Consider the following 15,502-nt stretch of genomic DNA (forward strand, 5'->3'; position numbering starts at 1 on the left):
GTGTCGCTTTCGTTAAAACCTCGCAACTCCGATGACACTAGGGAAGAATTTGTTGAAATAACCGCTCATGTTTTGAGAAATTCAGGCTTATTTCAAGGAACAACAATTATTCATTTTTGTGCATGATAAAGAGCCCGGGACGACCTTTTGTCCCAGGCTTAACTTTTCCACTCCAAAAAGTTAATGGAAAGCGAAATGATTTTATCAAAATACATAAAAAGGATGAGACTGCGTCCCACCCTCATTTGGCTTTTATGAATGTGATGAGGCTTCTTTTCTAGGAGTTGCCAATGCACCAAGTAAAATGACAACAACGCCTGCAACCAATGAAATAATCGTTGTTAAAGTAAAATCATAGCCACCGCTTGTAAGAGCCCCACCAATGTAACCTACGACTTGACCTAAGACAAATGACCAAAATAATGTGACGATATATCGCATAAAGAACACCTCTTTTCTAAGCTTAGTTTACCAGAATTTTGCTGAATGTAAAGAAAGCTAGTTGTAAAAAAACAAGTTTTATGATTTAACCAGTCCATGTGATAAAATAATAAAAATGCAAATCAAAGAGAATGATTACAAATGCGTTGTCGTCTATCCTATATTCATAGTAGATAAATGAACGCATTGATTAATTGTCTAACTATACAAAAGGTGGAATGACCATGTTTTTCCCACAATTATATACAAAAACCTCCTATTCGCTGTTGCAAAGCACGATCAGGATCCAAGATTATGTCCAAAAGGCAAGAGCACTAGGTTATACAGTCCTAGGAATAACTGATCAAGATGTACTGTATGGGATACCTGAGTTTTATCAAACATGTATCAAAGAAGGAATAAAGCCAATTGTCGGCATGCTCCTTACTTATACTTATGAGTCCCAAGCTTTTGATTTATTGGTATATGCGAAAGATGGCGTTGGCTACCAGCAGTTGATGAAGCTGTCGAGTAAAAAAATGATTCAAGAAAGTCTCGCATTATCAGAATTTACGGAATCAGATCATTTGATTTTCGTCGTTCCTCCCCAACATTCTGTGGTAGCTGAATTTAATCAAACGGAGACCTTTACTGCCCATTGGCAAGCACTCAAAGAAAAAGTAGGTCGACAAGATTTTTATGTTGGAATCACTGAAAGTTTCTCAGAACTACCAAGTGGTTGGGTAACGTTCCTAGCAGAAAACAATTATTCCTTATGTGCATTACAACCTATTGCCAGCTTAAGACAAGAAGAACTGTTTGCGCTTGAGACGATGAAACATCTTCGAGCTGGGAGCCAACTTTCTATGGAAGCAATCAACCAACAAAAGATAGAAACTAAAACAGGTTTTTTACTTGCTGAAAATGAAATGATCCAACGGTTTAATGAAGCACAGTTGGTTGATGCGCTAGAGGGTGCGCAACGTTTAGTTCAATCGGTTTCCTTTGAATTTCAATTTCATCAAAAGCTGCTGCCTCATTACCCAGTACCAGATCAGAAAAGTGCTGGTCAGTACCTTGATGAATTGTGCCACGCAAAATTAGTAGAGCGAGTCGAAGAAATCACTCCTGAATATCAAGAGCGTCTAGCATATGAGTTGTCGATTATCCACCAAATGGGCTTTGATGATTATTTCTTGATCGTGTGGGACGTCATGGCGTTTGCTCATCGAGAAAAAATCGTGACTGGCGCTGGACGAGGATCAGCGGCTGGTTCATTAGTTGCATATATCTTGGAGATCACCGATGTCGATCCTTTGCAATATGATTTGCTTTTTGAGCGTTTCTTAAACCCAGAACGTTATACGATGCCAGATATCGATTTGGATATCCCTGATAATCGTAGAGAAGAAGTCTTGAATTATGTCAGAGCAAAATATGGACAATACCATATGGCGCAAATTGCAACGTTTGGGACGATGGCGGCTAAGATGGTGTTAAGGGACGTGGCTCGTGTCTTTGGTTTATCACAAAGCGAAGCCAATCGATGGTCAAAGGCGATCCCTAATCAGTTGAAAATTACCTTACCCGAAGCATATCGGACATCGAAACCCTTAGTGGAGTTAGTTCAGTTAAGTGAAAAAAATCAATTACTATTTAAAACAGCTTCGATTTTAGAAGGATTGCCTCGACATGTCTCGACTCACGCAGCGGGTGTTGTGATCAGTGATAAGAATCTATTAGATCTGGTTCCATTACAAAAAGGATCAGATGAAGCATTTTTAACTCAATATACGATGAATGACGTGGAAGCGATCGGACTACTCAAAATGGATTTTTTAGGATTGCGAAATCTTTCGATCATTGATTACGCATTGAAAGCTATTAAAAAAGTAGAAAAGAAAGAAATTCGATTGAAACAAATTCCTTTAAATGATCCTAAGACACTTTTTCTCTTTCAACAAGGAGATACTACAGGGGTTTTCCAATTTGAATCTGCAGGTATTCGCAATGTTTTACGCCGATTAGGACCAGAAACAATTGAAGATATTGCGGCAGTCAATGCGTTATATCGTCCAGGACCAATGCAAAATATCGATACGTTTATTTCCCGCAAAAAAGGAAAAGAAACGATCCATTATCCTGATGACTCCTTAATGCCTATTTTAAAAAACACATATGGTGTCATCGTGTATCAGGAACAGATTATGCAAATCGCTGCAAAGATGGCTGGTTTTTCTTTGGGCCAATCGGATATTTTGCGTCGAGCAATCAGTAAAAAGAAAAAAGAAGTGATTGACAAAGAGCGGGAACACTTTGTCAGCGGGGCAGTAAGTCAGGGCTATTCGAAAGAAAAAGCGGTCGAAGTCTATGACTATATCGAACGTTTTGCCAATTATGGTTTCAATCGCTCGCATGCGTTTGCTTATTCATTTGTTGGGTTCCAAATGGCGTACCTCAAAGCCCACCATCCAGGCGCATTTTTTGTTAGTTTACTAAATTCGGTTCGACACAATACGACCAAATTAAAAGAATACATCGCTGAGGCAAGAAAGAAAAAATTAAAACTAGCAGCACCTTCCATTAATCAGAGCTATTATGGCTTTGAGCTAATTAATCCAGAAGAGATTCGTTTTGGTCTAACTGCGATCAAAGGTGTCCGAAAAGACTTCATTGAGGATATCTTAAAAGATCGAAAAGAAAATGGCGCTTATCAATCAGTGGATCAATTCTTGATTCGTTTAGATAAACGCTGGCTAAAATTAGAGTTGATCCAGTCATTAGTAGCAGTAGGCGTGTTTGATGAATTGGCACCAAACCGAAAACAATTGATGCTCGATTTAGAAGGAAAAATACAAAACATTATTTATAGTGGTGGAAGCTTAGATCTCCTAGGGATCATGGCTTTAAAAGAAGAAGAAGTGGCTGACTATTCTTTAGAAGAAAAGCTGCAATTAGAAGAGGAATATTTAGGCGTTTATCTTTCAGGGCACCCAACAGAAGGCTATGAACGCTTGAAATTAGCTAAAAAAATCCGGTTAATTACTGAAGTTATTCCGAAACAAACAGTCAGTGTATTAGTGATGATTAAAAATATCCGTGAAATCAGAACTAAAAAAGGGGAATTGATGGCTTTTGTTGAAGGAACAGATATCAGTGGAGAAATCACGATCACTGTATTCCCCAAATCCTATCGACAATTTCGTTCATTGTTTGAGTTGAATAAAGTGATCTTTGTTCAGGGACGAACAGAAACGAGTAAATACAACCAAGAGTTGCAATTGATTGGCGAAAATTTTGCTGATCCTGTAGAATTAGAAGAACAATATCAAGATCAGACTTGCTACTTACGAATCAAAGAAGAATTTGATGATCCACAAACGATGAAACAATTGCAAACTATTTTTCAGAAACATTCTGGGTACATTCCAGTCGTGATGTACCATGAAAAGAATCAACGGAAAGTAGTGCTGGCAGAAGCTTATTGGGTCGATGGAAGTAAGAGCTTGAAGAGTCAATTAGCTTACTTGCTCCAACCAGAAAATGTTGTTTTCAAATAACTTACGGTAAAATATACTATTTGCTTTCATTTTTTTTCATTTTTTTATCAGTAAATCAAGACAATTGCTAAAAATAATGTTAGAATGTTAGTCGTGGTTAACGCAAAGAAGGTTATTAACCTAAGCATTGCTTAGGATAAAGTATTTTAATGAGGTGAATGATTATTATGAAACGCATTGGAATTTTGACCAGTGGCGGAGACGCACCTGGAATGAATGCTGCTATTCGTGCTGTTGTTCGTAAAGGGATTTATGAAGGGCTCGAAGTATATGGAATCAACTATGGATTTGCTGGATTAGTTGCAGGAGATATTCGTCGTCTAGATGTTGCAGATGTGGGTGATAAAATCCAACGTGGTGGGACATTCTTGTACTCTGCACGTTACCCTGAATTTGCGACTGAAGAAGGTCAATTAAAAGGGATCGAACAATTGAAAAAATTCGGTATCGAAGGTTTAGTTGTTATCGGTGGAGATGGCTCTTACCATGGAGCAATGGCATTGACAAGACGTGGATTTCCAGCTGTTGGTGTTCCAGGAACGATTGACAACGATATTCCAGGAACTGATTTCACAATCGGTTTTGATACAGCAATCAACACAGTTTTAGAATCAATCGACCGTATTCGTGATACAGCAACTTCACACGTTCGTACGTTTGTTATTGAAGTAATGGGACGTAACGCTGGCGATATCGCATTATGGTCAGGTGTTGCCGGTGGCGCAGATGAAATTATCATTCCTGAACATGATTTTGATATGGCATCTGTGGCTAAAAAAATCCAAGAAGGCCGCGATCGTGGTAAAAAACATTGCTTGATCATCTTAGCAGAAGGCGTAATGGGCGGAAATGAATTTGCCGAAAAACTTTCTGAATATGGTGATTACCATACACGTGTATCCATCTTAGGACACGTAGTACGTGGTGGCTCACCTAGCGCACGTGACCGTGTGTTAGCAAGCAAATTTGGTGCTTATGCTGTTGACTTGCTTCGTGCAGGTAAAGGTGGACTATGTGTGGGTATCCGCGACAATGAAATGGTCGCTGCAGATATCATCGAAACACTAGAAAGCAACAAACACAAACCAGACTTATCACTTTATGACTTAAATAACTCACTTTCATTCTAAGATTGAAAGCCTGTTATTTTAAATTTAAGCTATAGTTAAAAATAGGTATAGCTTGTTATCTTTGTATTTAGGCTTTAACCAGCTTTAAATAAACAAAATTGAATGGGAGAGTTTTGTAAAATGAAAAAAACCAAAATCGTTAGTACATTAGGACCAGCAAGTAATTCAGTAGAAACTATTTCTAAATTGATTGAATCTGGGGCAAATGTCTTCCGCTTTAACTTTTCACATGGTGATCATGAAGAACAATTATCACGTATGACAATGGTCCGTGAAGCAGTTAAAAAAACAGGTAAAGATGTAGGTATCCTTTTAGATACAAAAGGTGCTGAAATTCGTACAACTGTTCAAGGCACAACTGAAGCTGATTTTGGTCGTGCAGGATACATCAAATTTGAAGTAGGAGATAAAACTCGTATCTCAATGGATCCTGAACATGTAGGTTCAAAAGAAAAAATCGCTGTTACTTACCCTGGACTATTTGAAGACGTTCATGTAGGTGGACACATTTTATTCGATGATGGCTTGATCGATATGGAAATCATTGAAAAAGACGAAGCAACTCGTGAATTAGTTGTAGAAGTGAAGAATGCTGGAATGCTAGGATCTCGTAAAGGGGTTAATGCACCAGGCGTTTCAATTAGCTTACCAGGGATTACTCCTAAAGATGCAGATGATATTCGTTTTGGTCTAGATAACGATATCGACTTTATCGCTGCAAGTTTTGTACGTAAAGCGCAAGACGTTTTAGATATTCGTGAAATTTTAGAAGAAAAAGATATGACACACGTTCAAATCTTCCCTAAAATTGAATCACAAGAAGGAATCGACAACATCGACGAAATCATCAAAGTTTCTGATGGTGTAATGATCGCTCGTGGTGACATGGGTGTTGAAATTCCTGCCGAATTAGTTCCAATGGTTCAAAAACGTATTATCAAAAAATGTAATGCAGCTGGTATCCCAGTAATCACAGCAACACAAATGTTGGAATCAATGCAAGAAAACCCACGTCCAACACGTGCAGAAGCTTCTGACGTTGCCAATGCCGTATTTGACGGAACTGATGCAACAATGTTATCAGGAGAATCAGCAAACGGTGACTACCCTGTAGAAGCTGTTGCAACAATGGCTCGTATTGACCAACAAGCTGAAAATGCATTATCAGAATTAGGTACTTTCCAATTAAACGAATTTGATAAAACTGATGTGACTGAAACAATCGGTCTATCTGTAGCACGCGCTGCTAAAAACTTAGGCGTTAAAACAATCGTAGCTGCAACTGAATCTGGTTATACAGCTAAAATGATCTCAAAATACCGTCCAGATGCTGACATCTTGGCTGTTACTTTTGACGAACGTACAAAACGTGGTTTGATGCTTAACTGGGGTGTTTACCCAACAGTTGCTGAAAAACCAACAACAACTGACGAAATGTTTGAATTAGCTGCTCAAAAAGCAGTTGACTTAGGCTTTGCTTCAGAAGGCGATTTGATCTTGATCACTGCTGGTGTACCAGTTGGTGAACGTGGAACAACTAACGTAATGAAAATTCAAATGATTGGTTCAAAATTATTAGAAGCTCAAGGCGTTGGTCAAAAATCAGTCGTTGCAAATGCAGTTGTTGCTTCATCAGCTGATGAAGCAATCAAAAAAGCAAAAGACGGCATGGTTTTAGTTGTTCCAACAACTGATAAAGAATACATGCCTGCAATTGAAAAAGCAGCAGCAGTTATCGTTGAAGAAGGCGGATTGACTTCACACGCAGCAGTTGTAGGAATTGCACAAGACATTCCTGTAATCGTTGGTGCACAAGATGCAACTTCAACAATCACTGATGGCGAGTTAGTAACTGTAGACTCACGTCGTGGTATTGTATACCGTGGCGAAACAACAGCAATCTAATTGACTCCGCTGATCATCAAAAAAGGATAAGACTAGGTCTTATCCTTTTTTTTTCGTTGTTTTTTAGATGAATCATGCGTCAACCTTCATTTTAACAGAATGATCGTCGGGGTGTTTAAGCTACGTTTTTAAAACGACCTTTTTCTAATGTTACTTAAAGTGTCAATTAGAGAGGAACAAGCAGACTACCGTACAACCATTATTTGATGTTTATTCAAAAGTGTTAATTATTATTCATTTCTATTAATAGCCATTCAATTAAGATTTGTTCTTCTTTTGAGTTTTCATAAATTGTTGGATGACCTCAACCACATTTTCTTGTAAAGGAGTCGGGATTTGCTGAGTACGCTTAGCGAGTGAAATCAGAAAGTGCGGCTGAAGCTGATCGGAAAGTGGGATCGATACGAGATGATCTTCAGGGTGAATAGCAATTTCAGTTAAAAAACCGATCCCGATATTTTCTCGAATCATGCTTTTCAATATGGCTAAGTCATTGCTTTGGTAAACAACTTTAGGTTCAATATGTGCCTGTTTAGCTAACTTTTTAAAAGCTGCAGGATGAACGTAATGCTCGTTCAATAAAACGAATTGTTCAGCTATTAGGTCGCTAAAAGAAATCGTTTGTCGGTCAGCGAAAGGATGAGTAGGAGCAACGACAATCATGAATCGCTTGTCTAAAAGTAATTCGATCTCTAATTTTTGATCGATAATTGGTTGGGTGGAGCCCAGGATCGCTAAATCGATTCTTCCTTGGTGGATCATGCCATACAAATCTCTCGAGCCACCATCTGTAATCTCAATTTGGTCCATTAGCTGAGATTTAATAAAATAACTGGATAATTTCGGAAAATATTCATTGCCAATGATTGGTGGCATTCCAAATCGTAATTTCTTTTTCTGTAATTGCGTAATCTCTGCTTTTGCCATCTTGATCTCTTGCAAGATAGATTGTGCATGGATAAATAACTGTTTGCCAGCAGGGGTAATCACTAATTCGTGGTGTGAACGATCTCTCGTGATAAGAACTGCGTCAAGTTCTTTTTCCAGGCGCTTAAGTGCGTAAGTGATCGTCGGTTGACTAACTTGAAAGTACTTGGCTACCTTGGTAAAATTCTTTTGCTTGACGATTTGAACATAATATTCGATATCTCGTGTGTTCATAACAAGCGTCTGCTCCTTTTTCTTATAAATATTGTTTATTGTAGTTCATCTTGAATACTTGAGCAAATAGAAACCATCAAGTATGTACGCCACAGAACAACTTGTAGAAGAATTTAGCCGGATAAACGATCAAAACTGCTGTTTTTATACCGTTAGTTATCATTCTTGGTTAGTAAAAATCGTTCTTCTGTAGGAATGATCGAATGTTATTCTAAAAATCATCAGTTAATTTTGGGGTAAACATATAGTTTACGAAACAATAAGGGGAAAAAGTCAAAATTTACAGAGAGTCTTTCACGTAATAGAGAAAAAGTTTAGTTAAAAAAATGGCTTCTCTATTTGTTGCGGGTTGCCATGGAAATTTGTTCGTAAATAAAAATAAGACAACATAACGAATAAATAAAAAAAATGTTTTTTAATGAAGTGTAAGGTGTCAAGAAAATTTCATTGACAAGGACCTTTTTGCCCTGTATAATTGCTTTTGTTGCTTAGGAGTGATGAAAAATGAAATGGTCCTTACTCGAATTGAGAAAATACCAAGAGACACCGTTAACATTTCATGAGACCCTTGATCTTAAAGCGGAACTCATGGAGCGAGACAATTTAATACTAGATGTTGCGCCTGTTGCAGTCCAAGGGTTAGTCTCAGTTGATAAAAAAGGCTATCTGGTTCATTACACTGTGCAGACGACTCTGACTGTTCCATCTACGCGTTCTTTAGAACCGGTTGAATTACCGATGGACTTTACTGTTGACGAATTGTTTATGACAAAAGAACAATATCAACTCAGAGATGACCAATTGTCTGCAGAAGAGATTTTGTTAATCGAAGATGCAAAACTTGACCTGACAGAATCAATTGAAGACAACATTTTATTGGCAATTCCGATGCGCGTATTAACAGAGGAAGAAGAACTAGCAACTGACCTGCCAAAAGGAACAGATTGGGAAGTCGTTTCCGAAGAAGAATATGAGCGTAGAAAATCAGAAGATGCCAAGACAAAAGTAGATCCTCGTCTTGCAAAATTATCGGAACTTTTTGATGAACCATCAAATGAAGATGATAAAGCGTAAGATTGGAATATATTGCATCAATTAAGGTGCAAGACTTTACAAGGAGGTGTAGCAAAATGGCAGTACCAGCTAGAAGAACATCAAAAGCTAAAAAAGCAAAACGTCGTACACACTACAAATTGACAATCAAAGGTTTAAACGAATGTGCAAACTGTGGTGAAATGAAAAAAAGCCATCACGTATGTGCAAATTGTGGTTACTACGATGGTAAGGACGTAATGTCTAAAGAAGCTTAATACATTTTAATTAGAAAATGTAAAAACCTCAAGGCTAACCATGGAGCCTTGAGGTTTATTTTTTTGTGATACTTTAAAACTTTCCTAGCTCGTCCATTAATATTAAAACAACGTCATAAAAATATATGCTTCTTTGGTTTGCAATAGCGCCATGTTAAGCTATAATGATAGAGATTAGGGAGAACATCCCATATGTAGGAGGAGTTCATATGTCAAAACAACAAATCGGCGTTGTCGGTATGGCCGTAATGGGTAAAAACTTAGCCCTTAATATTGAAAGTCGTGGGTATTCAGTTGCCCTCTTTAACCGTACTGGATCAAAGACAACTGCTGTGGTGGAAGAACACCCAGACAAAAAATTTAAAGCAACTTATTCAATCGAAGAATTTGTCGATTCGATCGAAAAACCACGTCGAATCCTTCTAATGGTAAAGGCTGGTCCGGCAACGGATGCAACCATCCAAGAATTACTTCCGCATTTAGATAAAGGAGATATTTTAATCGATGGAGGAAATACTTTCTTCAAAGACACGATTCGTCGGAATGAAGAACTAGCTAACTCTGGTATCAACTTTATCGGCACAGGTGTATCAGGTGGGGAAGAAGGAGCCTTAAAAGGACCTTCAATCATGCCTGGAGGGCAAAAAGAAGCCTATGAATTGGTTGCGCCAATCTTAGAGCAAATCTCTGCTAAAGCAGAAGACGGGGCCCCTTGTGTGACTTACATCGGTCCTAATGGTGCTGGTCATTATGTCAAAATGGTTCATAACGGCATCGAATATGGCGATATGCAATTGATTGCAGAATCCTATGACTTGATGAAAAACATTTTAGGCTTATCAGTTGAAGAGATGGCTGACATCTTTAAAGAATGGAATCAAGGTGAGTTAGATAGTTACTTGATTGAGATCACTGCAGATATTCTAACAAGAAAAGATGATGAAGGAACTGGTAAACCAATCGTTGACGTCATCATGGACGCTGCTGGTAACAAAGGAACAGGGAAATGGACGAGCCAAAGTGCGTTAGACCTAGGTGTTCCTTTACCATTGATCACAGAATCAGTTTTTGCCCGCTACATTTCAGCATACAAAGATGAACGTGTCCGAGCAAGCAAAGTGCTAACCCGCACGAATGAGTTTTCATTTACTGGAGATAAAAAAGAGTTAATCGAAAAAATCCGTGAAGCATTGTACTTCAGCAAAATTATGAGTTATGCACAAGGTTTTGCTCAATTACGTGTTGCTTCTAAAGAATATGGTTGGGATCTGCCATTTGGTGAAATTGCTAAGATCTGGCGCGCTGGGTGTATCATTCGTGCTCGTTTCTTACAAAAAATCACTGATGCGTATGACAAGGATTCTGATATCGAAAATCTTTTATTAGATGATTATTTTGTCGACATCACCAATAAATACCAACAAGCAGTAAGAGATGTAGTCGCACTAGCTGTCCAAGCAGGCGTTCCAGTACCAACTTTTTCTTCTGCGATTGCTTATTTCGATTCTTATAGAGCAGAACGCTTACCGGCAAATATTATCCAAGCGCAACGTGATTATTTTGGTGCGCACACCTATGAACGGGTAGATAAAGAAGGAATCTTCCATTATTCATGGTATCATGAAGAGTAATCTTTTCGCTTCTTGAAGATGAAGAAAAATAAAAGATGACATGAGAGCTGGAGTCAACTGAAAAGAGAAGACTTCAGCTCTTTTTAAAAATTATTATCCATGATAAAATGGTTATAGATTTTTAAGTAGATTATCGGTATAATAATAGAGTTTTGAAAAGCCCGTAGAATAGAAAGGAAAAAAATTGATGAGTAATATTCTAATCATTGAAGATGAGAAAAACTTAGCTCGGTTTGTCGAGTTAGAATTAAAGCATGAAGGCTACAATGCAGAAGTACATTACAATGGCCGTACAGGATTAGATGCAGCGTTAAACAATGAATGGGATGCTATTTTATTAGACTTGATGTTACCAGAATTAAATGGACTAGAAGTATGCCGTCGTGTCCGTCAAGTTAAAAATACACCAATCATTATGATGACTGCTAGAGACTCAGTAATCGATCGTGTCTCAGGATTAGATCATGGTGCAGATGACTATATCGTTAAACCTTTTGCGATTGAAGAATTATTAGCTCGTTTACGTGCCTTATTACGTCGTATCGACATTGAAGGAGACAAGAATGTAGCGAAACAAACAACGATCACCTATCGTGACCTAACGATCGAAAAAGAAAATCGTGTCGTACGACGCGGCAGTGAAGTCATTGAGTTAACAAAACGTGAATATGAATTGTTACTTACTTTGATGGAAAATGTAAATGTTGTATTAGCCCGTGATGTTTTACTAAACAAAGTATGGGGATACGAAACAGAAGTCGAAACGAATGTTGTGGATGTCTATATTCGTTATCTTCGTAATAAAATTGATGTTCCTGGAGAAGAAAGTTATATCCAAACTGTCCGTGGAACAGGCTATGTGATGCGCTCATGATAAAACCGAAAAATTCTGAAAAAAGAGAACTTAAAGGTCCCTCCTTGACAATCAAGTGGGCCTTTGCAAGTTCTTTCTTTATATTCGTTGTTTTTACCATTTTTGCGGTCATTACGTATAAGTCTTCAATCAATCTAATCGTGGCAAAAGAGCGAAACAATGACGAACGAACGATCTCAGAAGTCGCTTCACGATTAGCCAATGCAAATGAAGAGCTGACATTAGTCAACACTTACCGCAACTTAACAAATGCAGAAAATAATACGAGCATCAGTGACACATCAATCATTGAAGGGAATTTGATGAAAATCGATTCGTTCATTTCCGAATTAGGACAATCTTCAATGGATCTATATGTCTATAACTTAGATGAAAAATTAATTTTTAAAACGCATGAAAAAGATCGTTCATTGATCCAAACAACTAGAAAAGTGCCAACGATCGTTACGTTAGATGGCAAAACTGGTTTTCTTTCTGTCCAGCCGATCTATTCTAAAGAAACGAGAGAAAAGATTGGTTATGCTCAAAGTTTTTATGAACTTTCATCTTTTTATGATATTCGGAACAAGTTATTATTGACACTCATCGTATTAGAAGTTGTTTCCTTGATTTTAAGTAGTATACTCGGGTTTTTCTTATCCTCTTATTTCTTAAAACCATTAAAGGTCTTACGAGACACGATGGATACGATTCGTAAAGACCCACAATCAGATATTCATATGCCGGAAATCGATACGAATGATGAACTAGCTGATCTTGCTGAAATCTTCAATGAGATGCTTGATCGCATGCGTCTTTATATTGAACAGCAAGAACAATTTGTGGAAGATGTTTCTCATGAATTAAGAACTCCAGTAGCAATCATTGAGGGACACTTGAGTTTATTGAACCGTTGGGGGAAAGATGATCCTGAAATCTTAGAAGAATCATTAGCTGCAAGTATGCAGGAAATTAGCCGAATGAAGAGTTTGGTTCAGGAAATGCTTGATCTTTCCAGAGCAGAACAAGTGGATATGCATTATGCGAATGAAACGACATTAGCGAAAGAAGTCACTTACCAGGTTTACAATAACTTCAAAATACTATATCCAGATTATGTCATTACTTTAGATGACGATTTAGCAAAAGAAGTGACTCTGCAAATTTATCGTAACCACTTTGAACAGCTAATCATTATTATTTTGGATAATGCAGTGAAGTATTCAACTAATCGAAAAGAAGTGCATATTTCGATTTCTTCTACATTGAGCGAATTTGAAATTGCGATTCAAGACTTTGGAGAAGGCATACCACAAGAAGACCTTAATAAGATTTTTAATCGCTTTTATCGTGTCGACAAAGCCAGAGCACGAACAAAAGGTGGTAATGGGTTAGGGTTATCCATTGCCAAGCAATTGGTTGAAAATTATAAAGGAAGAATCAATGCAGAAAGTGTCGTTGGGCAGGGTACCATTTTTAGGATCTTTATTCCGATTGTAAAAGAAGAAAACAAGTAAAGGGGGTTAACTTTACTTGTTTTTTTTATTCAAAAAACAAATAATATAGGGAAGTGCTCGAATTTATAAAAAACGTGAATACGCGGAACCGAACTTTTGTATCTGAATTGGTGTTAAACGCGCTGAAAAAACTATAAAAAAACGTCAAAATACTAATTATCGAGAGGAATATTCGCCTTTAAAAATTATAGTGAAAAATATGTTTTTTTCTATTGCAATTTTCGACAGTCCTTGATATATTATTATTTGTTCTGATAAAGCGTGATGAATTTCACTTTAAAATTTGTTGAAAAAACATATTGACGATGAAAAATCACCATGTTATAATAACGAAGTCGCTTGATTAAAGAGTGACGAAAAGATTGAAATATCAATGAAAAAAGTTGTTGACAAATAACAATTTAAATGATATGATAATCAAGTCGTTAAGAACACGGCAAACAACTCAGTCAAAAAAAACTTGAAAAAAGTTGTTGACAAAACCTTAAGAAAATGTTAAGATATAAGAGTTGTTGAAAGAAAAAATGTAGACCTTTGAAAACTGAACAAAGCAAAGACAAACCAAATGTGTAGGGCGTCTTGATTGATTCAAGACAACAAACATTTTTAACAAGCAAGCAATATGCTAGCAAACAATTGAGCTTAACAATCGCAAGATTGTTCGAACTTTTTATGAGAGTTTGATCCTGGCTCAGGACGAACGCTGGCGGCGTGCCTAATACATGCAAGTCGAACGCTTCTTTTTCCACCGGAGCTTGCTCCATCGGAAAAAGAGGAGTGGCGAACGGGTGAGTAACACGTGGGTAACCTGCCCATCAGAAGGGGATAACACTTGGAAACAGGTGCTAATACCGTATAACAATCGAAACCGCATGGTTTTGATTTGAAAGGCGCTTTCGGGTGTCGCTGATGGATGGACCCGCGGTGCATTAGCTAGTTGGTGAGGTAACGGCTCACCAAGGCGACGATGCATAGCCGACCTGAGAGGGTGATCGGCCACATTGGGACTGAGACACGGCCCAAACTCCTACGGGAGGCAGCAGTAGGGAATCTTCGGCAATGGACGAAAGTCTGACCGAGCAACGCCGCGTGAGTGAAGAAGGTTTTCGGATCGTAAAACTCTGTTGTTAGAGAAGAACAAGGATGAGAGTAACTGTTCATCCCTTGACGGTATCTAACCAGAAAGCCACGGCTAACTACGTGCCAGCAGCCGCGGTAATACGTAGGTGGCAAGCGTTGTCCGGATTTATTGGGCGTAAAGCGAGCGCAGGCGGTTTCTTAAGTCTGATGTGAAAGCCCCCGGCTCAACCGGGGAGGGTCATTGGAAACTGGGAGACTTGAGTGCAGAAGAGGAGAGTGGAATTCCATGTGTAGCGGTGAAATGCGTAGATATATGGAGGAACACCAGTGGCGAAGGCGGCTCTCTGGTCTGTAACTGACGCTGAGGCTCGAAAGCGTGGGGAGCAAACAGGATTAGATACCCTGGTAGTCCACGCCGTAAACGATGAGTGCTAAGTGTTGGAGGGTTTCCGCCCTTCAGTGCTGCAGCTAACGCATTAAGCACTCCGCCTGGGGAGTACGACCGCAAGGTTGAAACTCAAAGGAATTGACGGGGGCCCGCACAAGCGGTGGAGCATGTGGTTTAATTCGAAGCAACGCGAAGAACCTTACCAGGTCTTGACATCCTTTGACCACTCTAGAGATAGAGCTTCCCCTTCGGGGGCAAAGTGACAGGTGGTGCATGGTTGTCGTCAGCTCGTGTCGTGAGATGTTGGGTTAAGTCCCGCAACGAGCGCAACCCTTATTGTTAGTTGCCATCATTTAGTTGGGCACTCTAGCAAGACTGCCGGTGACAAACCGGAGGAAGGTGGGGATGACGTCAAATCATCATGCCCCTTATGACCTGGGCTACACACGTGCTACAATGGGAAGTACAACGAGTCGCAAAGTCGCGAGGCTAAGCTAATCTCTTAAAGCTTCTCTCAGTTCGGATTGTAGGCTGCAACTCGCCTACA

The 15,502-nt window shown here is 38.7% G+C and carries 10 protein-coding genes and 1 rRNA gene (1 of these 11 cut by a window edge); 9 read left to right on the forward strand and 2 right to left on the reverse strand.

The features are described 5' to 3' along the window. Window positions 1–252: 252 nt before the first annotated feature. Window positions 253–441, reverse strand: coding sequence for a YjzD family protein (locus IGK91_RS04175; RefSeq protein WP_010719643.1), 189 nt, complete (start codon window positions 439–441; stop codon window positions 253–255). 224 nt (window positions 442–665) lie between these two features. Between IGK91_RS04175 and dnaE the strand changes: the two genes are divergently transcribed. The 3 genes from dnaE (at window position 666) to pyk (ending at window position 7,015) form a co-directional block, all read left to right on the forward strand. Next, window positions 666–3,980 carry a DNA polymerase III subunit alpha gene (dnaE, locus tag IGK91_RS04180; RefSeq protein ID WP_010738118.1) on the forward strand — a complete coding sequence of 1,105 codons (3,315 nt, stop codon included), beginning with the start codon at window positions 666–668 and terminating at the stop codon, window positions 3,978–3,980. A gap of 167 nt (window positions 3,981–4,147) precedes the next feature. Next, window positions 4,148–5,110, forward strand: coding sequence for a 6-phosphofructokinase (gene pfkA / locus IGK91_RS04185; RefSeq protein WP_010719641.1), 963 nt, complete (start codon window positions 4,148–4,150; stop codon window positions 5,108–5,110). A 120-nt stretch (window positions 5,111–5,230) separates the two neighbouring features. Next, a complete protein-coding gene (gene pyk, locus IGK91_RS04190) occupies window positions 5,231–7,015 on the forward strand; it encodes a pyruvate kinase (RefSeq protein ID WP_181934226.1) in 1,785 nt (594 codons plus the stop codon). Window positions 7,016–7,273: 258 nt separating this feature from the next. Here pyk and IGK91_RS04195 read toward each other — a convergent pair whose 3' ends face one another. Further along, entirely contained in the window at window positions 7,274–8,176 is a 903-nt protein-coding gene (locus tag IGK91_RS04195) for a LysR family transcriptional regulator (protein ID WP_010738117.1), read from the reverse strand. 504 nt (window positions 8,177–8,680) lie between these two features. Between IGK91_RS04195 and IGK91_RS04200 the strand changes: the two genes are divergently transcribed. From IGK91_RS04200 to IGK91_RS04225, 6 genes are all read left to right on the forward strand, one after another. Then, window positions 8,681–9,250 (forward strand): YceD family protein, encoded by a 570-nt coding sequence (locus tag IGK91_RS04200; protein ID WP_010738116.1) that lies wholly within the window; start codon window positions 8,681–8,683, stop codon window positions 9,248–9,250. Window positions 9,251–9,306: 56 nt separating this feature from the next. Further along, window positions 9,307–9,486 carry a 50S ribosomal protein L32 gene (rpmF, locus tag IGK91_RS04205; RefSeq protein WP_010719637.1) on the forward strand — a complete coding sequence of 60 codons (180 nt, stop codon included), beginning with the start codon at window positions 9,307–9,309 and terminating at the stop codon, window positions 9,484–9,486. Window positions 9,487–9,695: 209 nt separating this feature from the next. After that, window positions 9,696–11,117, forward strand: coding sequence for an NADP-dependent phosphogluconate dehydrogenase (gene gndA / locus IGK91_RS04210; protein ID WP_010738115.1), 1,422 nt, complete (start codon window positions 9,696–9,698; stop codon window positions 11,115–11,117). Between the two features lie 187 nt (window positions 11,118–11,304). Beyond that, window positions 11,305–11,991 (forward strand): response regulator transcription factor, encoded by a 687-nt coding sequence (locus IGK91_RS04215; RefSeq protein ID WP_005875038.1) that lies wholly within the window; start codon window positions 11,305–11,307, stop codon window positions 11,989–11,991. Further along, window positions 11,988–13,487: a HAMP domain-containing sensor histidine kinase gene (locus IGK91_RS04220; protein WP_010719635.1), complete on the forward strand. Its 1,500-nt coding sequence runs from the start codon at window positions 11,988–11,990 to the stop codon at window positions 13,485–13,487. The genes IGK91_RS04215 and IGK91_RS04220 overlap by 4 nt, the downstream gene beginning before the upstream one ends. A gap of 668 nt (window positions 13,488–14,155) precedes the next feature. Beyond that, window positions 14,156–15,502 (forward strand): 16S ribosomal RNA (locus tag IGK91_RS04225) (it continues 213 nt past the right edge of the window).

The sequence above is a fragment of the Enterococcus sp. DIV1208 genome (assembly GCF_050530455.1).
In the GTDB taxonomy this organism is placed as follows: Bacteria; Bacillota; Bacilli; order Lactobacillales; family Enterococcaceae; genus Enterococcus_B; species Enterococcus_B hirae.